This window comes from Streptomyces sp. NPDC024017 (genome assembly GCF_040638895.1).
Lineage (GTDB): Bacteria > Actinomycetota > Actinomycetes > Streptomycetales > Streptomycetaceae > Streptomyces.
Genome location: NZ_JBEZYZ010000007.1, coordinates 317305 through 342035, shown reverse-complemented (window position 1 = coordinate 342035; position 24731 = coordinate 317305). Strand labels below are relative to the sequence as shown.

Annotated in this window: 19 protein-coding genes; all 19 read right to left on the bottom strand. The window is 69.7% G+C overall.

What is annotated here, in order from left to right:
* Positions 1–6: 6 nt before the first annotated feature.
* Entirely contained in the window at positions 7–1077 is a 1071-nt protein-coding gene (locus AB0G20_RS21120) for a hypothetical protein (protein WP_361304679.1), read from the bottom strand.
* Positions 1074–4109 (bottom strand): flavin reductase, encoded by a 3036-nt coding sequence (locus AB0G20_RS21115; protein WP_361304676.1) that lies wholly within the window; start codon positions 4107–4109, stop codon positions 1074–1076. Before AB0G20_RS21115 ends, AB0G20_RS21120 begins: the two co-directional genes overlap by 4 nt.
* Entirely contained in the window at positions 4106–5608 is a 1503-nt protein-coding gene (locus AB0G20_RS21110) for a 4-hydroxyphenylacetate 3-hydroxylase N-terminal domain-containing protein (RefSeq protein WP_361304673.1), read from the bottom strand. Before AB0G20_RS21110 ends, AB0G20_RS21115 begins: the two co-directional genes overlap by 4 nt.
* A gap of 11 nt (positions 5609–5619) precedes the next feature.
* Positions 5620–7089: a hypothetical protein gene (locus AB0G20_RS21105; RefSeq protein ID WP_361304670.1), complete on the bottom strand. Its 1470-nt coding sequence runs from the start codon at positions 7087–7089 to the stop codon at positions 5620–5622.
* 7 nt (positions 7090–7096) lie between these two features.
* Positions 7097–7345, bottom strand: a complete 249-nt coding sequence (locus AB0G20_RS21100) for a ferredoxin (RefSeq protein WP_361304668.1) — start codon at positions 7343–7345, stop codon at positions 7097–7099.
* Positions 7335–8714: an AMP-binding protein gene (locus AB0G20_RS21095; protein ID WP_361304665.1), complete on the bottom strand. Its 1380-nt coding sequence runs from the start codon at positions 8712–8714 to the stop codon at positions 7335–7337. The genes AB0G20_RS21100 and AB0G20_RS21095 overlap by 11 nt, the downstream gene beginning before the upstream one ends.
* The gene (locus AB0G20_RS21090; protein WP_361304662.1) at positions 8711–9697 is read right to left on the bottom strand and encodes a BtrH N-terminal domain-containing protein; all 987 of its coding nucleotides are present in this window, start codon (positions 9695–9697) and stop codon (positions 8711–8713) included. The genes AB0G20_RS21095 and AB0G20_RS21090 overlap by 4 nt, the downstream gene beginning before the upstream one ends.
* A complete protein-coding gene (locus AB0G20_RS21085) occupies positions 9684–10361 on the bottom strand; it encodes a hypothetical protein (RefSeq protein WP_361304659.1) in 678 nt (225 codons plus the stop codon). Before AB0G20_RS21085 ends, AB0G20_RS21090 begins: the two co-directional genes overlap by 14 nt.
* Positions 10358–11047: a class I SAM-dependent methyltransferase gene (locus tag AB0G20_RS21080; RefSeq protein WP_361304656.1), complete on the bottom strand. Its 690-nt coding sequence runs from the start codon at positions 11045–11047 to the stop codon at positions 10358–10360. The genes AB0G20_RS21085 and AB0G20_RS21080 overlap by 4 nt, the downstream gene beginning before the upstream one ends.
* Positions 11040–13112 (bottom strand): molybdopterin-dependent oxidoreductase, encoded by a 2073-nt coding sequence (locus AB0G20_RS21075; protein WP_361304653.1) that lies wholly within the window; start codon positions 13110–13112, stop codon positions 11040–11042. The genes AB0G20_RS21080 and AB0G20_RS21075 overlap by 8 nt, the downstream gene beginning before the upstream one ends.
* Positions 13109–14146: a BtrH N-terminal domain-containing protein gene (locus tag AB0G20_RS21070; RefSeq protein WP_361304651.1), complete on the bottom strand. Its 1038-nt coding sequence runs from the start codon at positions 14144–14146 to the stop codon at positions 13109–13111. Before AB0G20_RS21070 ends, AB0G20_RS21075 begins: the two co-directional genes overlap by 4 nt.
* A gap of 48 nt (positions 14147–14194) precedes the next feature.
* A complete protein-coding gene (locus AB0G20_RS21065; RefSeq protein WP_361304648.1) occupies positions 14195–15466 on the bottom strand; it encodes a TrpB-like pyridoxal phosphate-dependent enzyme in 1272 nt (423 codons plus the stop codon).
* A 443-nt stretch (positions 15467–15909) separates the two neighbouring features.
* Positions 15910–16953: a ParB/RepB/Spo0J family partition protein gene (locus AB0G20_RS21060; RefSeq protein WP_361304645.1), complete on the bottom strand. Its 1044-nt coding sequence runs from the start codon at positions 16951–16953 to the stop codon at positions 15910–15912.
* A 595-nt stretch (positions 16954–17548) separates the two neighbouring features.
* Complete coding sequence (locus tag AB0G20_RS21055; protein ID WP_361304642.1) at positions 17549–18781, bottom strand: GNAT family N-acetyltransferase; 1233 nt, start codon at positions 18779–18781, stop codon at positions 17549–17551.
* A gap of 144 nt (positions 18782–18925) precedes the next feature.
* Entirely contained in the window at positions 18926–19861 is a 936-nt protein-coding gene (locus AB0G20_RS21050) for a glutathione S-transferase C-terminal domain-containing protein (RefSeq protein WP_361304639.1), read from the bottom strand.
* 671 nt (positions 19862–20532) lie between these two features.
* A complete protein-coding gene (locus AB0G20_RS21045) occupies positions 20533–21690 on the bottom strand; it encodes an LLM class flavin-dependent oxidoreductase (RefSeq protein ID WP_361304636.1) in 1158 nt (385 codons plus the stop codon).
* A 36-nt stretch (positions 21691–21726) separates the two neighbouring features.
* Positions 21727–22914, bottom strand: a complete 1188-nt coding sequence (locus AB0G20_RS21040; protein WP_361304633.1) for an SfnB family sulfur acquisition oxidoreductase — start codon at positions 22912–22914, stop codon at positions 21727–21729.
* Positions 22911–23480, bottom strand: a complete 570-nt coding sequence (ssuE, locus tag AB0G20_RS21035; protein WP_361304630.1) for an NADPH-dependent FMN reductase — start codon at positions 23478–23480, stop codon at positions 22911–22913. Before ssuE ends, AB0G20_RS21040 begins: the two co-directional genes overlap by 4 nt.
* An 11-nt stretch (positions 23481–23491) precedes the next feature.
* Complete coding sequence (locus tag AB0G20_RS21030; protein ID WP_361304627.1) at positions 23492–24709, bottom strand: acyl-CoA dehydrogenase family protein; 1218 nt, start codon at positions 24707–24709, stop codon at positions 23492–23494.
* Positions 24710–24731: the final 22 nt, after the last annotated feature.

The window sequence follows — 24731 nt, the reverse complement described above, 5'->3', positions numbered from 1 at the left end:
TGCGGGTCATGACGTGGCGGTACTCCAGTCCTGCACGCCGACGACCGTGACCTCGGCCTCGACCCCGAGCGCCTCGCCGATGCCGCCGCGGATCGCGCGCCGCATCGCGCCCGTGTCGACCGCCTGGGGGTCGGCCACGGCACAGGCCACGTGGAAGGTGCCGTCCCGGACGGAGCAGGCGAAGTGCGGTGCGAGCCTCCTGTGGCCGAACACGATCCGCTCCACGTCCAGCGCCGAGACCAGCCCGTCCGGTCCGCGTACCGCCGACGCCGTGCTGCCGAGCGGCACCAGGACCCGGCTCGCGGAACCGCAGTCACAGCGGCGGTCCGCCGGCCACAGCTCGACGACCTCGCCGGTCGGTGAGCCGTCCAGGAGCAGTTCGCCGCGCGGGCCGCCGCGGACCTCCGCCCGCAGCCGGTGGTCGCACAGGTGCAGTGCGCCGTGGTCGCAGGCCACGGCGACCGTCGGTGTCGAAGGTGTCCCGTACAGGGTGGAGGTCGTCGCCGCCCAGGCGGCGCCGATGCGGTCGAGGCGCTCGGTGGAGCAGGCCTCCCCCACGCAGATGATCGTCCGGATCGTCGAGTCCTCCGGCCGCTTCCCCAGCGACACCGCGAGGCTCGCCAGCTCCGCGGCGAAGCTCGGCGAGCACACCAGGGCCGTCACCTCGTACTGCTCGATCAGCCCGAGCAGCCGCGGCATCGGGCAGATGGTCCCGCTCGTCCCGACGCTGATCACCGAGGCGCCGATCATCTCGATCACGCGGTCCACCTCGGCGCCGATGAACGACAGTTCGTACGGCACGGCCGAGACCACGACGTCGTCCTCGGTCAGCGGCCGGCTCAGCGCCAGCGTCAGGTCGATCTGGTTCAGGATCCACTCGTCGCGGGTCATCACGATCGGCTGCGATCCGCCCGAGGGGTCGACCCGTTCGCCGTACCGAGCGCGGACCGCGTCGCGGCCGTCCGCCGCGTCGCGGGTCCGCGCCGCGTCGCGGGTCCGCGCCGTGTCGCGGGTATCGCGGGTGAGCAGTTCCAGGAACTGCTCGTAGTGCGTCGCGATGGACGTGGTGGTCGTCACCTGGCCTCCGCTTCCCGGGCGAATCGGCGCCACCCGTAGTCGTCGAGAGCGCTGGCGCCCTGTTCGGTCCGGAGCAGGGGCCGGCGGTCGGTGCCGGACTCCATGCCGACGCTGACGACCGTCGCCAGGACGAACTCGTGGTCGCCGATCCGGTAGGACGACTTCAGGCTGCAGTCGATGGTGCCGAGGGCGCCCGACAGCCGTGGGCAGCCGTTGGCGGAAGGCGTCCACGACAGGGCGTCGAAGCGGCTGTCCGGCCTGCCCTGCGAGAAGGCGTCGGACACCTCGCGCTGGTCCTCGCCGAGGATGTTGACGCAGAACCGGCCGGTGTCCGCGATGGCGTTCCAGCTGGTGCTGCCCGAGCGCACCAGGAAGCCGATCAGGGCGAGTTCGTCGGAGACGACGGTGAGCGAGCCGATCACCAGTCCGTACGGTGTCGGACCGTTGCGCTCGGACTGCCGTGCCGTGCCGGCGACCACGGTGACGGCCCGGGGCAGAAGCTCGCCGATGACCCCGAGGTCCGGCGCCGCACTCGGCTGCCTGCTTCCGGCAGGGTCGGGCAACGGCGTCACCGCGGCGGGTTCGTCGCGCAGCCGGCGGACGAATTGGCCGGTCACGCTGGCCGCGTTGTCCGCGAGTTCCTCCGGCGTCCCGCTGTGCACCACCCGGCCGCCTTCGCGGCCCGCACCGGGCCCCAGGTCGATCACCCAGTCGGCGATGGCGATGACCTTCACGTTGTGCTCGATGACCACGATGGTGTTGCCGGTGGAGATCAACCGCTCGAACAGGGCCATGAGGTGGCGGATGTCGGCGGAGTGCAGGCCCCGGGTCGGTTCGTCGAAGATGAACAGCGTGCGGCTGCGGCGCTGTTTGAGCAGTTCCCCGGCCAGGTTGAGCCGCTGCGCCTCACCACCGGAGAGTGTGGTCGTCGAACAGCCGAGTTGCAGGTATCCCAGGCCGAACTCGCTGAGCACGCCGAGCGCCTGGACGACCTTGGGGCTGCTCTTGGCGTCGAACCATTCGAGGGCGTCCTCGACGGTCATCGACAGCACGTCGTGGATGTTCTTGTCGTCCAGCCGTACTTCGAGGACGTGCTCCTGGAACCGGCGGCCCTCACACTCGGGGCAGACGATGAACTCGCTCTTGAAGAGGGTCATCTCGATCTCGGCCAGCCCGAGACCCTTGCAGGACTCACACCGCCCGCCGGCGACGTTCGGGCTGAACTCGCCGCGGCCGAGTCCGCGCTCGACCGCATCGGCACCGGCGGCGAAGGCGTCGCGGATGTGGTCGCTGATGCCGATGTAGGTGACGAGCGTGCTCCGGCTCGATCGGCCGATCGGTCGCTGCTCGACGTAGATGACGTCGTCCAGCGCTTCGGCTCCCTCGATGCCGGCGCTCTCGGCCGCCGCGCCCGTCGAGCGCTGGGCGATGGCCCGGGAGACCGATGCGTGAATGCCCGCCACCAGTGAGCTCTTGCCCGCGCCGGACACTCCGGAGACGCAGGTCAGTGCGCCGAGCGGGAACTTCGCAGCCTGGTCGACCACGTTGTTGCGCGTGATGCCGCGCACCTCGACCCAGGACGCGCCGGCGAGGTCGGTCCTCGCCCGCGACGGCCCGTCCGACACCATCGCGGTCGCGGTCGGTGAGTCACCGGAGTTCAGCAGTTCGGCGAACCGGCCCTCGAAGACGATCTCGCCGCCGCGGGATCCGGCCCCTGGTCCCAGTTCGACGATCCAGTCGGCGGCACGGATCACCGACTCGTCGTGCTCGATGACGATGACCGTGTTCCCGAGATCGCGCAGCCGTCGCAGTGAGGCGAGGATCCTCCCGGTGTCGGCCTCGTGCAGACCGGCGGTCGGTTCATCGAGGACGTACATGACCCCGGTCAGGTCGCTGGCCAGGTGCTGCGCGAGCAGCAGCCGCTGCAGCTCACCACCGGAGAGGGTGGTGACCGGCCGCCGCAGCTGGAGGTGCCCCAGTCCGACGTCGTCGATGTTCGCGCTCTGTTTGACGATCGCGGAGGCGAGCTCGCGGACCTGCGCCGGCACGGCACCGGAGGCGAGCCCCTCACTCAGGCGGGCGATCGAGCGTGACAGTTCGTCGCTCTGGAAGTCGGGGAAGGTGTGCCCGGCCACCGTCGCCTTGAGCGATTCGGGGCGCAGCCTGCCGCCGTTGCACGCGGGGCAGACTTCCCGTCCGAGGTAGTTGGTGAAGGCGTTCTTGCGGGCGGCCGACGACGCGTTGCGGTACGCCCGTTCCAGGAAGCCCAGGATGCCTTCGAAGCGGAAGTCGTTGGTGACCTTGCGGATCTTGAGGGTGTAGATGGTGTCCGAGCCGTGCAGCACCCGCTCGGTCTGTTCCGGGCTCAGCTTCTCGAACGGCAGGCCGAGGTCGAGGCCGATGTCCGCGGCCATCGCCTCGAATGCCTTGCGCACGTTGGGAACGGCGAACGTTCCGGGGTCGGCGCCGTCCCAGATCTCGGTGAGCGTCTTCGACCGGTCCGGGATGATCTTCTCCAGGGAGAAGCCGACGAGTTCGCCGATGCCGTCGCATTGGAGGCACTTGCCTTCCTTGCGGTTCGGGCTGAAGTGCTTCGCGGAGTGTGGTTCGGCGAAGCAGCCGCAGTCGTCGCAGAACAGGTCCGGGCCGGTCGGTCCGAGACAGGCCGGGCAGACCGGCCGCGACCCTGCGCCGAACAACAGGCGGTACAGCCCGTCGAGTCCGGTGAGGGTCCCCACGGTCGAGCGGGGGTTGGAGAAGCCGCCGTCACGCTGGCGCAGTGCCACCGGAGGCTGCGTCCCCGCGATCCGGTCGAACTGGTAGTCGCCGTCGCCCATGTCGAGGGACTTGCTGGACAGGGCCCCCAGGTAGAGCGTCTTCGAGTGTTCGAAGAGGGTGTCGATGACGAGGGACGACTTGCCCGACCCGGAGACGCCCGCGGCGACGACCAGTTTTCCCTTGGGGAAGGAGACGTCGACCGACTTGAGGTTGTGGGTCGTGACTCCCTCGAGCCGGATGCTGTCGAGACTCATGTGGTGTCGTTCCGCCCTTCGGCCAGGTTTCGGGCCTGGGTTTCGCAGCGCTGCAGGTCGGGATACCGGGCATAGAGCATCGAGCGGACCCGGGCGGGATCACCGCGGTTCCACGTCTCGTAGAGCTCCTGGCGCATCCCGAAACGGTCGACGGCCAGATCGGCGGCGAGCCGGAAGATCCGGGACTTCTCGTCCACGCCCATCTCGCGCCCGCACATGTACGTGTCCAGCACCGCGCGCAGCTCGGACGTACCCAGGTCGGCGTCCGAGGGCTGCATGATCAGACCCGACGCGCCGATCTGCCGGATGATCTCAGAGCCCCGCGTCGAGAAGCGGCCGGCGACCGCGTCGAGCGCGGCCGTCGAACCGGGGGCGAGCAGGCCCGAGGGGGTGGGCCGGCACTCGGAGTCGATCGTGGCCAGGCCGAGCCGCACGATCTCGACGTACGAGGTGAGTTCGCCGAGGAGGTCCGTGACCTGTCGGAACTTGTCGACGCCGATCGCCTGGGCCAGCAGCGACGCGACGCCGAGCATGGTGCGCAGCCGGTGGTAGTAGCGCAGTTGGCCGGTGTAGAGCGACCACTTGTTCAGCTCGCCGAACCCGCGGACGGCCGCCTGGGAGTCGTCGAGCAGGAAGACCCGGTTCATCGGGATGAACACGTCGTCGAACACCAGCATGGCGTCCTGCTCGTCGTAGCGCGCCGACAGGCCGCCGGAGCCGTCGGCGTACGACCTGCGGCACAGTACCCGAAGGCCCGGCGTCGCCAGTGGAGCGGCGAACCAGCAGACATAGCTCGGGTCTTCGCGCAGGTAGTTCGCGGGCGAGAGGTAGATGAGCACCTCGTGGGCGTACGGCGCCAGGGTGGCGATCTGTTTGGCTCCCCGCACGACGATGCCGTCGGCGCCGCGCCGCACGACCCTCAAGCCCAGTTCCGGCCGGTCGGCGGGGGTCGAGGAGCGGTCGATCTGCGGGTCGCCCAGGCCGTGCGTCAGCGTGAGGTCGTTCTCGCGGCAGTAGCGGTAGTAGTTCTCCGCGTTGCGCCCGAACTCGGGGTCGACCTCGGCCAGCTCGAACCGGTAGTCGTACAGGCCGACCACGACGTTCGACATGAAGTCGGGTATCCGGGAGAGCTGGCCGTAGGAGGCCTCCGCCCACCGGTGGGAGTTGGCCCACTTGCGGCTGAGGTCGTCCCGGTCGGCCGGCGCCAGGTACGACAGGCTGACGAGGTTGCCGGACGTGTCCGACCGGTGGAGCATCTCGTCCGCCCGGTCGGGCAGGTGCTGGGCGTCGTAGAGGTCGGCCAGCGTGGACAGCATGGGCCGGAAGCCCGGGTCGCCGGTCACGTCGACCCGGCGTCCGTCGCACCAGACTTCGCGCTCGTCCTTGAGGCTGGCGACGTAGTCCGCCCCTCGCCAGGCTCCGGCGGGGGAACCCGGCAGGAGGGTGATCTCTTCGGTGGGCATGACGCTGTCAGAGGCTGTGGATCCTGTGGTGGTCACCGTCCGCGCTCCTACGGGTTCCGCTCGGCCGCACCGGACCGGAACGGCTGGTAGCCCTGCTCTTGCACCTGGGGGAAGTACTCGCGTGTCGCCTCGCCCACGACCCGCATCAGCTCGGAGTCGAGGGAGCTGGGATCGGTGATGAGCTTGGCCAGGGGCGAGTCCGGCACGGCGTTCGTCAGGGGTGTCCGGCGTGCGCGGTGGATCGTGGCCAGTGAGTGCTGGGCGTTGGCCGCGTCCCGCATCTTGTAGACCGCCTGGGGCCCGTCCGGAATGCCGATCATGGACTTGGTGCCGCCGCTGCCCAGGCAGTTGCGGGGCATGTGCAGATGCTCGTGCCGCCACTGCTGGTGGGCGGAGTGCAGTTTGAACGCCTGGTCGACCACGGTGTGCCGCAGCCATGCCTCCGGGTCGTCGTGACGGCGTGCGTCGATGTCACGGACGGTCTCCTCGAGCGAGGACCCGCCGAGCGCGCCCAGCCAGGTTTCGAGGTCGTTCCACATGTGCTTGAACAGGTCCCGGAACATGTGCTGTTTGATCGACAGGGAGTGCGTGCCGCTCGCGGGCCCCAGATTGGTCCGGAACCCGTGGTACTCCCCGGTCGCCAAGTGCTCGGCCATCACCCGCTGCGCCTCGACCACCGGATCGAGCAGCTCCCGGCAGGCCGTCAGGTGCTGCGCCGCCCGGCTCAGGGCCGATGCGCGGATCGCCCGGATCGCAACCTCGAGGTGGTCGTTCGCCTCGGCGCAGAGAATCTCCGGAACCTGGTGCAGGGCGACGAACTCGCCGTGCAGGGTGCTCGCGTTCAGCTCGGTCGCGGCGACCGCTCGCGCCAGCGTCTCGGCGGAGATCAGCTCGTCGGTGCTCCGGCTCACCCCGATGGGTACGGCGGTGAGGTCGCTCTCCCACTTGGTCGCGTCGTGGCAGCCGGTCCGGATGCCGTGCAGCACGCGGTACAGCGAGTCGTCGATGCTCTTGGTCGCGATGGTGGAGCGGGTCAGCTCTGGCGCACCGGCCAGCAGCGAGCCCTTGGCGACGTCCTCCAGCCCCCGCAGCGCCTCCACGTAGGCCGCGTAGCCGGCGGACTCGGAGATGCTCACGGCCGTGGTCCCGGCGGCCACGCCGGCTCCGAAGACGCCGCGGGAGTCGAGCATCACCGTGCCGAGCCGGCGCAGCAGCCGGTGGAAGCCGACGGCCCACTGGACGTAACGGGAGGCGGCCGGGATGTCGTCGGCCAGCAGGCACTCCTGGGTCCGTCGCGCCAGCCGGGCCAGGTTGAGCAGGCACACCTCCGACGCCTGGAGGACGGCGCACACCGTCGAGTCGTAGGTGGCCTCCGGCACTCCTCGTGCAGCCCGCGCCTCGCCGAGCAGGTCGATGCGGTGCAGCTGGTCGTAGCTCTCGGCCACCGGTCCCAGTTCGGTCATCTGCCGTCGGCCGGCGCACATGTCGGCTTTTACTGGATCGTCCAGGCTTGACATTGCGCCATCACTCCTCGCTGGGTGCCGCTGAGTACCGGATCGATTCGGTGGGGCAGGATTCGAATGCGTCGAGGACCCGTTCGAGCTCGTCGGGCGTCTCGGGCTGTTTGCACACGTAGTGGACGTCGTTGTCGAGGTCTGCGTCGAAGTTGTCGGGCGCCAGGTCGTTGCAGAGCTTGCAGTCGATGCACGTGTCATCGATCTCGAAGCGCCCGTCGATCGGAATGCGCGTGGGAAGCGGCAGTTCAACCCTCACCCGCAGCCCCTCCTCCCCCGTAGGCACTGAAATTGCGCATCGTCGGTTTGGCCGAGGTTCGCAGCGCCGTCTCGAACCGGTCGGTGTCCAGCGGACGGAAACGTGTGGCCGCTCCGAGACGGTCACGGACCCCGGCCGCGATCGATGCCCGGGTCGCCTCGTCGGCGCCCGACGGCGGCAGGGCGATCTCCAGGACATCCCCGTCGATGTCGAAGGCGAAGTAGTACGGCGCGGTGGTCATGGCGCTCAGGACGATGTCCTCGATCTCCAGCTGGGAGGTCCAGCGGTCACCGACCGGGATCCGGTCACCGATCCGGCCTCGGTGGTACAGCCGGCGCAGCGGGGAACCGCAGCCGCACGGCGCCGCCTCGATCTGGCACACGTCACCCGTCCGGTACCGCAGCAGCGGCATGGCCCGGCTCGCCAGCGTCGTCACGGCCAGCTCACCGACGGAGCCGTCCGGCAGCCGCTCACCGGATTCCGGATCGACCACCTCGAAGAACGTCCGTGTCTCGACCAGGTGCAGCTCACGCTCGCGGCAGAACATGGCGAGTGTATTGGTCTCGGTCATGCCGAACATCGAGTACGCGACGGCGTCCCACTGGTCGGCCAGGCGCCGCTTCTTGGCCGGTGACGCGCCCTCCCCCGCCATGAGGATCTTCGAGACCGCGAGGTCGCTCCGCGGGTCGATGCCACGGCGGCGGGCGATCTCGCCGAGGAACAGGGCGCGCGTTCCGGAGCACACCAGTGTGGTCGCGCCCGAACGCAGCAGGGCGTCGACCATCCGGTCCGGAGTGCAGGACGGTGAGGCCGCTCCGAGCGGCACGATGGTGCACCCGAGAATCTCGACGGCACGGTCGAGGTCCTGGCCCACCCCGGCCAGCTCGTACGGGACGGCGATGGCCGCCACGTCCCGCTCGTCCAGCACGGCGGCCAGCAGCCCGGCGACGGTGAGGTTGTTCTCCAGCCAGTCCGCCATCGTGAAGAACGCCGCGATCGGGCGTCCGTTGCCGGTGCCGGAACTCTCGTCGAACCGGATCACCTCGCGCCGCGGCACGGCGAGCATCCCGAGCGGGTAGGCGGCGGAGAGATGGTCACGCCTCGTGAAGGGGATGGCCTCGAAGGCGTGCGCACGGCCCTGCCCGGCCGCTCGGGCGACATCGGCCGGGACGAAGTCGGCGTAGAACGGTGAGTTGCGGCAGGCGTGCTCCACGGTCGCGGCGAGCGCCTCCGCCGCCCACGAGTCGAGCGCCTGCCGGTCCAGTGAGGTGACGGCGGCGACCTTCCGCGCGATGTCGACGCGGGAGACGAGGGTGTCGCGCAGCCTGCTGCGCGGATCGAGGCCGGCCGGCCGGGCGAGCGTGGTCATCGGGACGCCTCCTCCAGCCGCGCCATCGCCGTTCGTTCCTCGGCCGCCAGGCTGCCGACGATCGCCGCCGCCTCGTCGAGGGAGCGCCGGGCACTGGTGTCGTCGGCGTCGCGCAGCAGGTTCGCCACCTCGGTCCAGCGCTTGGCGATACGGCGGTACTCGACGGCGAGTTCGTCGTAGGCCTCGATGCCGGTCAGCTCGTGCGCCTCCTCCAGGAACTGCGCCCACAGCGTCCGGAAGAGCCCGCCGCCCGTTCCGCCTTCCTCCATGCTGGTGCCGACGGCGCTCATCGCCTCGACGGGACGGTCGAGCCGCTCGGGCCATCCCCGCATGAGCGAGCCGGCCTTCGCGATCCCCTTGAACCCCATGTTGGTGATCGGCGGGGTCAGGAACTCCCGTGCGGTGGCCAGGATCGAGGTCTGGCAGGCCTTCGCGAGGATCGACTCGTCGTACCCGCGCGGATCCACCCGGACCGCCAGGTTGCGCGAGGACATCGGTCCCTTGGCGGACCGGGCCCGGGCGAGGCTTTCCCGCGAGGTCGACTGAACGCCGAGCGACCGGGTCTCGACGACGACGAACCGGTCGTCCTCGTATCCGATGCAGGCGACGTAGTGCGCGGCGAAGTGGTGATTCTCCCGCGCGTAGTCGAGGTGGTAGCGGTCGAGTTTCAGCCCGACCACATCGCCCTGGTCGAGCGCCTCGATCAGCGTGGCCTCGGCCTTCGCCGCCGAAGACGTCTCCTGCGTCCGCAGCTCCAGGGAAAGGGCGTCGGTGACGTTGCGCATGAGGTGGTCGGGCTTGACCCGGCCGGCGAGGAACGGGCTCGGCATCTGCTTCGAGTGCCAGTACAGGAACGACAGGCCTTGTCCCAGTCCGAAGATCAGCGGCTCGCTCAGCTCGATGTCGTGGTTGCGGAGCATGTTGAGCAGCGCGGTGGATTCGCAGTGCTCACCGGAGTGCGGAGAGATCTCAATGACCGCCATCGCCGTGCCCCGATCCGCCGCGCGGCACCTCGTAGACGATCTCCAGCACGGAGCCGCTGTCGTTGTTGCGCAGGTGCCCGTAGGTGTGGCCGAGTTCGTCCGCCTCGGTGAACGCGATGTTCTCGAGGTGGTCGACGTCCCGGTCGAGGACGTCCAGGAGGTAGCGGACGTCGGCGTCGGTGTGCACGTCGACGGCGACGTGCGACATGAGACGCCCGCGTTCGGCGGCGGGGCGGTCCGCCCAGGGGCCGAACCGGCGGCAGGCGAACATCTCGATGACACGTCCGTCGGAGAGAACGATCGAGTTCCACCAGCCCGGCGTGCCGTACTGCCGGGGTGAGATGTACGACGGCCCCATCTCGACGGTGGTGATCCGGCCGGACGCCCGGAGGTCGTTCAGGTAGGCGTTCCAGCCGAACACCTCGTCGTCGCTGTCGTAGTCGCCCATGTAGACGCCGACGTGGTTGACCCCGGCGAACTTCTCGACGACGTGGTCCGGGGCGTATCCGCACCAGGCCGACAGGTACTGCCCGCAGTCGAGGTCCCGCCACGTGCTCGACGTCTGCAGGAGCTCTTCCCAGGAGCGGTCGAAGCCGGCGCGGTCGGGGAAGCGCCCGTCGCGCGTAGCGGTGATGGCCGGCGAACTTCCCGCGAGTGCGTTCATGGCGCTTCCTTCCTGCCCGTGATGACGATCCCCATCTGCACTTCCGTCACGACGGCCGTGTCGAGCGCGGTGCCTTGGAGCAGTTCCTCGATCTCGCTCTTGACGTACGAGGACCGGATCGAGGTGCGAAAGCCCGGGCGCATGTCGGCCGCGATGTTCGCCTTCATGAACTGGAACGTCGTCCGGTCGACGTCCCGGCGCAGGTCGGAGACGCAGTACCGTCCGCCCGGCCTGAGTACGCGATGCATTTCCGACAGGGCGGTCACCGGATCCGCCCACTCGTGCAGCGAGGACGCGCTGATGACGTGGTCGAAGCGGTGGTCCTCGAACGGCAGGGCCAGCACGGTGCCGCATTCGTAGGCGCACCGCTCGGCGACGCCGTACCCGTCCGCGTTGGTTCTCGCCCGCCGGAGCATCGCCGGTGAGATGTCGAGGCCGACGAGCCGGGCGGAGACATCGGCCTGGGTGATCCATTCCAGGCCCAGGTAGCCCGGACCGCATCCCAGCTCCAGGACCTCGCCGGAGTCGATCTCCGCCGCGAGGATGTCGTCGATCTTCTCCTGGAGCCAGCCGTTGTCCCGGATGTGGCGTTGCATCTCGTCGTACTTGAGGGCCAGTTCGTCGCCCTGCAGGCCCTCGTCGGTTTCCGGCACCCGGGCGGCGACGGTGCCCCGCGCGCTAGCCACGGCCTGGCCCCAGCCGCCGTATTCCCACTGCTACACCTCTCATCGTCGCGCTCCCCATGTGCACGTCGGAACGGTCGTTGGTCGTCAGGAGATTGACCGAGGATCTGAGCGACTCGTCGATCGAGGGCTCGCCCGGATACCACCAGCCGGCATCCGCCATCACGACGTTCGGTGCGACGGAGTCGGAGATCTTGACCGTCATGCGCACCCCGCGCGCACCGGCCCGCGTGAAGAGGTCCACCTCTTCGCCGTCCGACAGCCCTTCCCGCTCGGCGGTGTCCGGGTGGACGGTCACCCGCGCCGTCGTCTGGCCGCGCGAGGTGGTCGGCAGTTGGTGGAACTCGGTGTTGTAGAACTGGCGCGGATGGGCGCTGGTCATCAGGTACGGCAGAGCCGCGTCCGCCTCCGGCGGGCACCGGAAGACGGGGAACGGCTCGTAGCCCATGGCCAGTAGCCCGTTGTTCATCAGGTTCACGCGCCCGGATCGGGTGCGGAATCCGCCGTCGCGGTACTTGCGGTACCGCTTGTCGTTCCGGATGTAGCCGATCTTCGTGAACTGTTCCCAGGTGAGGCCGATGCCGGCGAGCTTGGCGTCGAGCGCGGCTTCCAGGGAGGGGAAGAAGTGCCGGCTCAGGCCGAGCCGCTCGGCGAGTTCGAGGATGATCTCCTCGTCCGAGCGACAGCCGTCGACGGTGGCGATCTTCTGCCGAGCCGCGATGTAGGAGTTGAACTCGACGACCTGGTCGCGCTCGAGCCAGCTGGAGGTCGGCAGGATCACGTCGGCGTACCGGGCGGTCGGCGTCATGAACAGGTCGCACACGACGAGCAGGTCCAGCTTGTCGATCGCGGTGCGGACCAGTTCGGTGTTCTCGTGCGAGGCCAGGATGTTGCTGCCGAAGATCACCATCGAGGTGATCGGGTACGGCGACCCGGTCATGATGGCCTCGTGCAGGTCTCCCGGCGCGACCCAGCCGGACATCGACAGGATCTTGTGCTTCTCGCCACCGATCCGCTTCTTCGCCTGGTCCTCGGGGAGCAGGTCCGGGCGCGGGAAGGCACGCCGGCCCTCGATCGGCAGCGGTTCCCAGATCACGTCGCCGCCGGGAGCGTCGATGTTGCCGCAGATCGCGGCGAGGATGGCGATGGCGCGGTGGGTGTCGAAGGAGTTCTCGTTCTGCGACAGACCGGTTCCGGCCTCGATGCACGCCCTTGAGGCGAGAGCGTAGGAGCGGGTCGCTTCGTGGATGAGCTGGGGTGTGAGTCCGGTGGTCCGTGCGACCCGCTCGATGTCGTACGCCTTGACGTGCTCGGCGAGTTCGTCGAACCCGGAGGTGTGCGCGGCGACGAAGTCGCGGTCGTACCAGCCTTCGTCGATGACGATCTTGATCATGCCGAGTGCCAGTGCGCAGTCGGTTCCCGGCTGGACTGCAAGGTGGAGGCCGGACCGGGCGGCGGTCTGCGTCCGTCGCGGATCGACGGTGATGACGCGGCTGCCCCGTTCCACGGCTCGCAGCAGTTTGACTCCGATCACGCCGTCCGAGTGGGTGTTCGGCTTGTTGCTGCCCCAGAGCAGGATCACCTCGGGATCGCCGTCGTAGTCGCAGAACGTGAAGGCGCCGTACGTCATGATCGAGGCCATGACGCGCGGATAGAAGCAGACGTGCGCCGGACCGACGACGTTCGGCGTCCCGATCGCGTTCGCGAGCCGGAACACCCATTCCTGGTAGTTGCGGTCGGTCCCCTGTCCGAGGACGACGGATTCGGGCCCGTGCCGGCTGATGGTCGCGGCGAGCTCGCCGGCGATCCGGTCGAGGGCGGTTTCCCAGCCGGCCGGTTCGAACGTCCCGGAGCCGCGCGGACCGGTCCGTACCAGCGGCGTCGTCAGCCGGTCCGGGCTGTGCAGGAGGTCCAGTGACGCCTTGCCCTTGATACAGAAGTAGCCCTCGCTCGTGGGATTGTCCGGGTCCCCGTGGATGTCGGTGGGGACGCCGTCCACGAGCTCGACGACGGCGCCGCATCCGCCGTGGCACATACGGCAGATGGACTTCAGCCGGGTGACCGTCAAACCGGCTCACCCGCCCGTTTGGCGGCCGACACGAGCAGCCCTTCGAAGATGGCCTGTTCGGCGTCGGCGATCGCGTCCAGCCGGGCCGCGACTGCTTCCAGCTGCCTTCGCCCGTCGTCCGCGCCGCGGTAGGCCGTCAGCATGTCGATCGCCTGGTCCCACTGCCGCTGCACGTCGCCGAATTCCTTGACGAACGGGTCGAGTTCGCTGTCCCCGTACCGCTGCCGCGCTTCCAGCAGGAAGTCGCGGTAGAGCGTGCGGAAGTTCGCTCCGCCGGTTCCCGCGAAGCGCCAGAAGCGACCGACGCCCGGCACCGTCTCGTCCGGGGAGGCGAGGGTGTCGCTCCATCCGGCGATCTCGGAAGCGGCCCGCCGCATGGCGCGGATGCCGAATCGCGGTCCGCGGTCACCGGACATCCGTTCCGCGGTCAGCCGGATGGCGTTCCAGATCTGCTCGCGCAGGACCGCGTCGGTGTCGGTGGTCAGTCGCGCCGGCAGCCGCTCGACGTACAGGTGCAGATGGGGTGTCGGCATGAATCCCTCGTCGGAAGCGCGGGCACGGCGCAGCGACTCGGCCGGCAGTGTCTGCGCCCCGCCCTGCTGTTCGGTGTCGACGACGTGGGCGAGGGAGTCGTCGAGCCCGTACAGCGCGATGTAGTGCGAGGCGAAATGGCTCCGGGACGAGAAGTAGTCGAGGTGGAAGATGTCGACGGACACTCCCACGACATGTCCCGCGTCCAGCAGCTCCGCGACCGCCGCGCATGCCGATTCCGAGTCGGGCGCCCGCGATTCGCGCAGTTCCACGCCCAGGGCCGAGCAGGCGTTGCGGGACAGCAGGGTGGGCTCGATCCGACCGGTGAGCATCGGCGTACCGCGACCGGGTTCCGGAGCATCCCAGTATTGGAAGTCGATTCCCTGGCCGAGGCCGAACAGCATGGCTTCGGATATGTCGGCGCCGGCGTGGTGGATCATGTTGCGCAGGGTGGTCGTCTCGCAATGAACGCCGAGCTGGGGCTGAAATGTCGCCAAGCGCATATGGCTTCCCAATCGCATGGTGCGAAGATGCCGTGAACGATGGTGCGGCTATGCGTCGAGCAGAACTTCGTTGTAACCCTGCAGATCGAGGAAACCGGAGCCGCTGGCCAGGACCACGATCACCGGTTCGAGGTTTTCCGCGTCGGCCTTGGCCACGACGTCCAGGGCCGCGGCGACCGCGTGACCGGCCTCGGGGGCGAGCAACAGGCCCTCGGTCTGCAGCAGCAGCCGGCCGGCATCGAGGGCCGTCCGCTGATCGAAGGCGACGGCGTCCAGGACACCCTTGTGTCGCAGCAGGCTGACCAGGGCGGAGCTGTGATGGTTGCGCAGGCCGCCGACGTGGTTGGGCGGTGGGATGAAGCTCTCCCCCATCGTGTAGCCCAGCACCTCGGGCGTGAATCCGCCGAGGTCGGTGCGGCCGTATGCGTAGACGCCCTGGGTGAGCCGGGGCGCCGCCGTGGATTCGGCGGCAAGGAAGCGAAGGTCCGCTCCGTCGGCCCTGGCACGCAGGTGTGGGCCGATGAGACCGCAGAGGTTGCTTCCGCCGCCCGAGCACGCGATGAGGTGGTCGCCGCGCCCGTCGACGCCCAGGTCCTCGCCGTGGATTTCCTTGAGCTGCTTCGCGACCTCGAGCCCGAGCAACGTCTGGTGGAGGTAGACGTGCGGCATCCCGCTGCCGGCGAGATACGCGGCGGAGGGATTGCCCAGAGCATGCTCGATCGCGTCGCTGATCGCGGTGCCGAGACTGCCGGGGTGGCCCGGGTTCTCCGCGAGGATCTTTCGTCCGATCGCCGTGTGAGTCGACGGCGACGGGCGCACCTTCGCTCCCAGGAGCTCCATGTAGTGGCGCCGGTACGGCTTCTGTTCGAGCGAGCACTTCACCATGAAGATCTCGGCCTGCAGACCGAACATCTTCGCCGCCAGCGCGACACTCATTCCCCATTGGCCCGCACCGGTCTCGGTGACCAGAGTGGTCCGTCCCTCTTCGGCTGCGTAGTACGCCTGGGCTATCGCGGTGTTCAGCTTGAAGCTGCCGCTGGGAAGGACGTCTTCACGCTTGAGGTAGATCCTCGCGCCGGTACCGAGATACTCCTCCAGCCGGCGCGCCCGGTGCAGCGGGGTCGGCCGGCCGCATTGCCGCAGCCATTCGACGACCGGTTCGGGTATCGCAATCCATTGCTCGTCAGAAGCGTTCTGTTCAATGAGAACGCGCGGCCGCACCTGTGCGGATATCTCCGCGGCGGTAGGGCTTCCGGAGTCCTTGACCTCGGGCATAGGGCCGGGCAGATCCGCCAGGAAGTTGTACCAATGCGTGGGCATTCCCGGTAATGACGGGCCGCCAGGAATAGCGGGTTCAGGCATGGGCGATCGCTCATGCCCAAAATGGCTTGGGTAGTACGAAGTCACATTCCCCCCGCTCCCCGCTTCAAAATTATGAGAGTCAGCGTACGCAGCACCCCAGGGCCGCGCAACCGTCCGAACATGAGGTCGCAAATTCAACAATCACCTGCCCCGGCGGGTGATCAGATTCCGGAAACCGCCGGCTGGAAACTCAACCAGGACCTCGGCGCGATCAGTCGCCCCGTCCGCCGCCCGATCGAAAGGAACGGTCCTCACGGGAAAAGGACATGGGTTTGCCGAGTTTGTCGCGGCAGCGTTTCGCGAAAGTGCCCCTGAATAATGGGGACGCGATGTCTGCGGAATCACCTGGAGACGCCGAACCGAAGGCCTCGGCGAGGGCGTCTGACTGAACCCGCCGACCTCTAAGCGTCAGTGTCTTGAGAGTTGATCCGTTGCGTCAACGATTCCGCCAGGAGCTGCCAGCTCTCGGCGTGGTGCCGTGCCAGCTCGGCGATCAGTGGCGCGCAGTGGATCGGGAGGCTGCTCGCCATCGCCGCCCAGTCGTGCGGCTGCGTGGCGGAGGGGTCCAGTGTCCGCAGCAGCTTCCGGCCGACCTCGGTGAACCGAAGCGAGGGATCGGCCCGCAGACGCCGGACCGCCAGTGACAGATCCGCGCTGGCCGGGTGCGCCCTGGGACGTTCCGCGAGCGCGGGGTGGCCGGCCCCGCGCTCGCGGACCGACCCGTCGTTCGGCTGCGCCGCGGTCTGCGGTTCTCCTCGACCTGCACGCGCCCGCTTGCGCGCGTCCTTGGCAGTGGTGAGCGAGACGCCCGCGGCGCGTGCCACCTCCTGCGCGGACGCATCGGGATTCTCGGCGAGGTACACCAGCGCGCGATTGCGGCCTTCGGCCGCCGTCAGCGGATAGGCCACCCCGTCACGCCCGAGTCGCCTGGCGGTCGGGTGCGGAAATTCCGCACCCGACCGCAGCCTCAGCGCTGCGATGGTCTTGTCCGACAGGCCGACGACGCTCGCCAGCCGCCGGTTGGACCACTCCGGGAAGTCGGCGAGCATGTGGAGGGCGGCGGCCTTGCGGTCCGCCAAGGAGAGGGGCAGTCCGTGGTTGCTGTTCAGTTTGACCGCGAGCACGAAGGCTTCCCGCTCGTCACCGTTGAAGAGCACGGCACTGATGTGCGTGGCGCCGCTGTTCTCCACCGCCCTGAGCCGGTGCACGCCGTCGATCACGGTCATCGTCTTCCGATGGATCACAATCGGCGGAAGTTCGGAGCACACTTCGGTGAGCGCCCTGATGTGCCGTGGATCCTCCCCGACCGCACGGAGTGAGCCCACGACCATGATTCCGCTTATCGGCACACGGGTGATCTCTGATAAGAGTCCGCCGAAGTGCAATTCCGAACGACTCAAGTGCTGCTGTATCGGCTTCTGCATGGATGCCGAGATGTGGTCCATCGCTCTTCCTCCCCAGCGAACTCCCAGCGGACCTGCCGGCTGTCCTACGACTCGTCCGGTTGCGGATGACGTCAGGCAGCGCGGCGAACCACGGATCGAGGAATGGAAGATCTGTCATGGGCCATCGGAAAGGTGTGCAACATCGAGTCTCCCCCGCGACGCAATGCCGAACCGACTCCCGCACACTGCCAGGAGGATCGATTTGACGCAAGGGCCCTGCCATGCGGTCCAGTCGGGAAAGTTGTTGAACTATTGATCGCCGATTGAGTGACGACGGGGGTGCAAAGATCTCCCCCCGTTAGGCGGAATGATCTGATCCCTGCAGTCGGACATGGAATATCCCGGCTGTGGGACGCATGATCCGTCTTGGCCATCCGGGCCGGAGACCGCTTTCTCTTGGCCGGCGTGAAGAGCAAAGACGAGATCATGGAGACTCCGCAAGCGGACGATCTCAGGGCTGTCGGTACGCCCGTGACTCTGGGACATCGCCACCCAACAGCCCCTGGGCGGCCCGCTCACCACACCGGCGAGAACATCGGCGCACGGTCCGGAGCGGGGGCGGATCGGGACTTGTGCGGGGTCGGCGAGCGCGCGGTCAGAACCAGTGCAGGCAGTGCGGGGAGCGCTCGGCGCGGAAGAGGGCGTCAGCGAGGGTGGCCGCGCCCGGGCGGTGGGCCCGGATGTGTCCGGCACGCACGAGCGTGCTCGGGGCGGTGCCGCCGAGGTAGACCGAGCCCAGGTCTCTCACGTCCAGGGACAGGTCGGGCTCCCGGTCCGTCGGGACGCAGTCGGCCTTGCTGTCCCGGACGGTCAGCAGGTAGCGGTCGTGCTCGCCGAGGAACGGGTCCTCGACGTCGAGGACGAGCTCGCCGTCCATGAACCAGCCGCGCGCGGTCAGAGCACGCGGGACGTCCAGCAGCCGCACCCAGAGCCAGTCCATGTCGCCGCTCACCTCGCCGGCGCGGCGGTCCGCAAGCTGCCAGCGCAGCGGGTGTTCGGGCGGGACCTGCTTGAACACGACCTGAGAGACGAGGTCGTGTCCGAGTACGAACCGGGCCAGGGCCGTGAAGACGGCGTCGTCGGTGGTGATGGTCTCGTCGACCGTCAAGGTGTTGGTCTCGCCGATCGAGTAGCTGGCGTACCCGTCCGGAACGCCGTCGGCGTCACGGTGAACGGCGACGTAGCGCTGCGCCGGCGAGATCGGGGGCTGCCCCGCGCGCAAGGCCCACCAGCGGTGCGGCCGGGACAGCGCGCCGGGTTGGGCGCGGCGATACCGGTCGTAGACCTCTTCCAGGATCTCGCCGCACTCGGTGCGACGCAGCACCTCGACCGAGCCGTCGGCCGAGCCGGTCGCGGGGGCGTCGGCCAGTCCGCGCGCCCGGGGAACGGCAAGGGTGGCCTTGTGGCGCGGCACCGTCAGCTGCGCGGTGTAGGTCGCCGGTCCGTAGCCGAACCTGCCGTAGATCGGGGCTTCAGAGGCCAGCAGCACGGAGAGGAACTCCCCGCGGGCCCGCAGCTCGGCGAGCTGATGCCGCATCATCGCGCTGAGCACGCCCTGGCGGCGGTGCGAGGGCAGCACGCCGACGGCGGTCACCCCGGCGGCCGGGACGATGCTCTCCCCGGGCAGGGTGAGCTCGAAGGAGTGGGCGGCGGCGGTGCCGACGGGCCGCCCGTCCGCCGTCAGAGCAAGCAGGCAACGGTCCATTTCGAGCGCCGACCACCAGAGCCCGCCGCCCTCGATCGGGGTTTCCGGGAAGCGCCCGAACGCGGCATGGACGGTGTCGACGAAGACGTCGAGGTCCTCATCGGTCGTGGAACGAATCTCCATTGCTGCCGCTGCCTCCTCGCAATGCCGGCGCCACGACTCGTGGTGCCCGCCTCAGTGCAGCGTTGGTCCGCGGCCAGGGCAAGCGAATTACCGCCGGGGACGCGGCCGGGCCCTGCCCGGCCCCTGGGGTGAGTTGCGGCTGGCTCACCGTGTGCACTGTCGGGCCATGAAACCGTCCGCGCCCTCGCGGGCAGGCCGTGCTGCGACGCTGTCCGTGATGTGAACCGACCAGTCCAGGATCTGTACCGCCGCACCTGCCGCCTCCAGCCCTTGGCAACGGGCGTGGTGCCTGCGGGCGATGCCGTCCAGATCGAGATGGCGGCCGAAGGCGGGGTGGGCGGCGAGGCGTCGTGCGTAGCTCCACAGGTGCGGATGGTCGGCGATTCGGTGGACCGCGGCGGCGTCCAGGTGCAGGCGGTGCACGGTGTCGAGCTGGACCAGGGCCACCCACAGCCGCACGTCGGCGGCGGTCATGGCATCGCCGAGGACGTGGTTCTGGTGGGCGAGCCGCCACTCCAGTGAGCCCAGGGCGCGGAGCAGGGAGCCGAGGGCCGTGTGGCGTGTCGCGGCGTCGACGTCGGCCTGACCGGCGTGCTGTGCGGCTTCGTTGATGCGGTCCTCGCAGAGGCGCTCGACGGCCTCGATCTCCTCCTCCGCGCCCTGCGGGTAGAGGACGGGCCGGTCCTGGCCGTCACCGCCGAAGCGCCGGGCCAGGTCCCGGAGGATGTGCGAGGAGTGTGTGGTGACGATCCGTCCCGTCCAGGTGTCGCTCAACACCGGCGCGACGGCCGGTCCGGGATGCCGGTGCGAGCTGGCCTCGTACAGGGGGCGCAGCGCGGAGTGCCCGCCGTCGGGCCGGTCGGGGACCGCCGGCAGCAGCACGACCGGGAGGGTCTCCTCCAGACCGAGCAGGCTGTGGGTGACGGCGATCCGCAGACAGTGCGGGCAGGACAGCGAGAGGTGGAGGCGGTAGCGGCGCGGCACGGCGTAGTAGCCGCTGTTCGCGTCGCAGCCGATCCTGCCTCGGAACGACGGCGTGGAGGGGAGGGACGGCACGGTGGTCAGGGGCGTGGCGGGCATGTGTCTCCCTGGGTCCGGGTCCGGCTGCTGGCTCTCGGAGGTGCGGCGGGCGGGCGGCGCGCGCCGGGGGAATGGGTACGCGGCGGCTTCGGCGCACACCCGTACGCAGCGGAGTGCGGTGCCGGTGGACACCGCCGGTTCAGTGCAGAGGGTTCGCCGCGCTGCAGACACGCAGGAGGTCGATGTGCCGACGGGAGGTGAGGAGGAGAGACGACCGGCACGCGCGCACGGCGCGGTCGGCGGGCGGCTCCAGACGCTCCATCATTTCCTACCCATGCACTAGGGAACTCTCCTCTGGAGTGTCAGGGTGCTTTCGCGCCACGTCAAGAGGGCCTTCCCATGTTCCGCCCGGCGGCCGGGACGCAGGGCGCTACGCCGCCCCGTACCGGAGGCGACCGTGACCGTCGCGGCCTGCTTCGACACGTTCGCCGAGGGCGCCGAGGCCGTGTATCGACGCTCACCACCGCCCCATTCCCTCGACCCCGTCGCCCCTGACGTGCCGGACGCGGCATGGCAGGCCGCGAGCGATTTCTTCACCACCGCGCTGCCTGGGCGGCACGCTCACCGGCGAGCACGGAGAAAGCCCTCTGACCGCGTTCAGCTGTTCTCGGCCGACCGCCGCTCCCGCCCGTTGCTCGCGATCGCCGCGGCGTCGTCGGCGATCACATGCGTCACCGGGGGTTTCCCGTGCCTGCGAAGGGGACCTGTGCCGTGGCCGCGACCTGCGGGAAAGGGTGCTGCCACAGGCCCTGCGCCTGGAGCCTCGGCAGGACGCCCTCACCGAACCAGTAGGCCTCCTCCAGGTGCGGATAGCCGGAGAGGACGAACTCCTCGATGCCCAGGGCCGCGTACTCCTTGATGCGTTCGGCGACCTCGTCGTGGCTGCCGACCAGCGCGGTGCCCGCCCCGCCGCGTACCAGACCGATGCCGGCCCACAGGTTGGGGTGGATCTCCAGGGCGTCCCGGTTGCCGCCGCCGTGCAGGGCGAGCATGCGCTGCTGCCCCGCGGACTCGCTGCGGGCGAGCCCGGCCTGCACGGACGCCACGGTCTCCGGGTCGAATCCGTCGAGCAGCCGGTTCGCCTCCGCCCAGGCCTGCTCGGAGGTGTCGCGGGTGATGACGTGCAGCCGGATACCGAACCGGACGCTGCGCCCCTGCTCGGCCGCCAGCCTCCTGATCCAGGCGATCTTCTCGGCGACCTGCGCCGGGGGCTCGCCCCAGGTGAGGTACACGTCCACGTGCCGGGCGGCGATCTCTCCGGCGATCGGCGAGGAGCCGCCGAAGTAGACCTCGGGGATCGGGTCGGGCACGCGGGCCAGCGTCGCGTCCGCCACCTGGAGGTGCTCGCCGTGCAGGTCGACGGTCTTGCCCTCCCACAGGTCCCGCACGATCTGCAGGAACTCGCCGGTGCGGCGGTAGCGCGCGTCCTTGTCGAGGAAGTCGCCGTAGGCGCGCTGCTCGTGGCTCTCGCCGCCGGTGACGACGTTGAGCAGCAGCCGCCCGCCGGTCTGCCGCTGGAAGGTGGAGGCCATCTGCGCGGCCAGCGTGGGCGAGACGAAGCCGGGCCGGAAGGCCACCAGGAACTTCAGCCGCTCGGTGTTCTGGCTGACCATCGCCGTCGTCAGCCAGGCGTCCTCGCACCACGCACCGGTGGGGGTGAGGGCGCCGACGAAACCGAGGTCCTCGGCGGCGCGGGCGATCTGGCTCAGGTAGGCGACCGTGGGCGGCCGGTCCCGGCCGGAGGCGGTGGCCGGCGTGCCGTGGCCGCCGCCGACGACATGGCGGCTGTCGCCGTTGGTGGGCAGAAACCAGTGGAAGGTGAGGGACACGAGAGATCTCCGATCATGAGAAGGGGTAGGGGGGCGTCAGAGCAGGCCGTGCCGGGGCGGCCGGGTGCCGCTCAGCACGTAGCGGCCGATGTGCTGGACCTTCCAGCGGGCCGGGTCGTGCAGGGTGTGGGTGCGGGCGTCACGCCAGTGGCGGTGCAGGCCCAGGGAGTCGAGCGCCGAGCGGGTGCCGGCGACCTCGAAGAGCGCGCTGCCGACCTCCACCGCGGTCTCCGCCGCTGTCACCTTTGCGGTGGCCACCGCGATCGAGGCCTCGGCGGCCGAGTCGTCGGTCAGGTCGTCCCGGGCGGTGTCGACCACCCGGGCGGCCTCGCGCAGCAGGGCCTCCGCCGCCCGGACCCGGATCGCGAGTTCACCGAACCGCTGGATCAGCAGCGGGTCCTCCGCGGCCGTCTCCAGCCCGCTCTCGAACCAGGGCCGGCTCTTCGTACGGACGAACTCCACGGCCTCCGCCAGCGCACCCGAGGCGATCCCCGCGTCGATGGCGGCGTGCAGCAACTGGGCGACGGCACCGTGGAGTTGAGGCCCCTGGAAGGTGACGTGGTGGGGCACCACCCGGTCGGCCGGGACGGGCACCCGCTCCAGGCGGACGGTGCCGCTGGCGGTCGTGCGCTGCCCCATGCCGCCCCAGTCGTCGACGACCGTCAGGCCGGGGCTGTCGCGCGGTACGTACGCGACGTGCAGCGTGTCGTCGTCGGCGCGGGCCAGGACGGGGATCCAGTGGGCGAACAGCGCGCCCGTGGAGTAGTGCTTGACGCCGTCGAGGACGTACGAGCCGTCCGGCCTGCGCGCGAGCCTGGTGCGGATGTCCTGCACGTGCTTGGTGCCCGCCTCGGACTGGGCGTTGCCGAGCCGCCTGCCCCGCAGTACCTCGCCGAAGAAGAACTCCTGCTGGGCGTGCGTGCCCTGGCGGCGCAGCACGTTGACGTAGACGAAGTGGCTCTGCGGAATCTGGGCGAGGCTGGCGTCGGCGGCACCCAGCAGGCGGAAGATCTCGGCGAGCGTCCCGGCTCCGACGTCCGCGCCGCCGAACTCGGCCGGGACGCCGACGCCCAGCAGACCGGAGGCGGACAGCCGTTCCAGCTCCGCGTGCGGGAGTCTGCGCCCTGCGTCCCGTTCGGCGGCGTCCTTGCGGAAGTCCGCGGCCAGTTCGGAGGCGATGGCCAGGGCCTCGGCGTCGTCGGCGATCACATGGGCCGCGCTCATCCGGTGGCTGCCAGCAACGTCCGGGCCGGCGTCGTACGGCCGCCCAGCGCGGCGGAGAACTGGTCCGTGACCTGGGCCAGGGCCTCGGCCGAGCCGGGCGCGACGGTCAGGGAGCCGTCGTCGCCCACGGTGATGTCCTTGTCGAGGGTGAACCAGCCCGGGGCGATGTGCGCGGCGCCCATGGAGCTCAGCACGGGACGCAGGGCGTAGTCGATGGCCAGGACGTGGGCGGTGGAGCCGCCGGTTGCCAGCGGCAGGACGGTCTTTCCGGTCAGCGCGTACTGCGGAAGCAGGTCCAGCAGGGACTTCAGCAGCCCGGAGTAGGCGGCCTTGTAGACGGGCGTGCCGACCACGACACCGTCCGCCTGCTCGACGAGGGCGGTGGCCCGGACGATCTCCGGGTGCCGGAAGTCCGCGCCGAGGAGCGCCTCGGCGGGGACGGTCCGCACGTCCAGCGGGATCACCTCGTGTCCCTGGGCGGTGAGCCGGGCGTCGAGGTGGCGCAGCAGGCGTGCGGTGCGGGAGGTGGCGGAGGGGCTGCCGGATACGGACAGGATGGTGGCCATGGGAAAACCTTTCAGGAGTACCAGGTGGGCTGCGGCAGTTCGCCGGTGAGAACGTGGCGGCCGATCTCACGACGCTTGTAGGCCACCGGGTCGTGGAGGGTGTGGGTGCGGACGTTGCGCCAGAAGCGGTCGAGGCCCTCGGCGGAGGCGGTGGCGCGGGCGCCTGTCACCTCGAAGATCCGGTTGGTGACCTCCAGGGCCACGTCGGTCGCGCGGGCCTTCACGGCCGCCACCCGCACCTCGAACTCACCGCGGGCCTGTTCGGTGACCGCGTCGGGGTCGTCGTGCAGCTTCTGACCCTCGGCGGCCACGGCGTCGGCCAGTGCTTCGGCGGCCCACAGCTTGGCGGTGAGGTCGCCGTAGGTGTCGATGACGTAGGGCTCGTCAACGGCGTGCTCGTGGCCGCCGTGCAGCCAGGCGCGGGCCTTCGTCCGGGTGTAGGTGGCGGCGGTCTCCAGGGCGCCTGTGGCGATGCCGAGGTAGAAGTTGACGAAGACGAGCTGGATGGTCGGCACATTGAGGGTGTTGTAGACACGCGGCCGGAACTGCTTGTCCACGTAGCCCGCGGCGGCCGACCAGGGGACGCGTACTGCGTCGAGGGTGACGCCGCCGCTCTCGGTGAGGCGCTGGCCGATGTTGTCCCAGTCGTCGTGGAAGGTCAGGCCCTCGCTGTCGGACGGGACGATGGCGAAGACGTGGTCGTCGGTGCCTTCCAGGACGCCTTCGAGCACGGTGACGTCGGAGACCTTGCTGCCGGTGGAGAAGGACTTGCGGCCGGTGAAGGTGAGGGTGTCGCCCTCGTCCCGCACCACCACGTCCTCGTCGCGGGGGTTGACCGCGCCGCCGAAGAACCACTGGTTGCGGGCGGCCTCGGCCTCCACGTGCTCCCACTGCTCGCGGGTGGCGACCAGACGGGCGGCCCAGTTCCACAGGTAGTGATAGCCGAGCAGCTGGCCGATGGAGCCGTCCGCCTTGGCGACCTCGCGGACGACGCGGTAGGCGGTGGGCCAGTCCTGGCCCGCGCCGCCGTGCTCGACGGGGCCGAGGAGGGTGACCAGGCCGGAGTCCTTCAGCAACTGGACCTCGGCGTACGGGGTGGCGGCTGCCTTGTCGCGGGCGGCGGCGTCGGCGGCAAGGACGGCGGCGACCTCGGCGGCGCGGGCGAGCCAGCCTTCTGCGTCCTTCGGGGCGGTGGCGGTCTTCCAGTCGGCCGGTGCGGCGGTGCTCATGGTGGGAACCCCTTCACTCTCG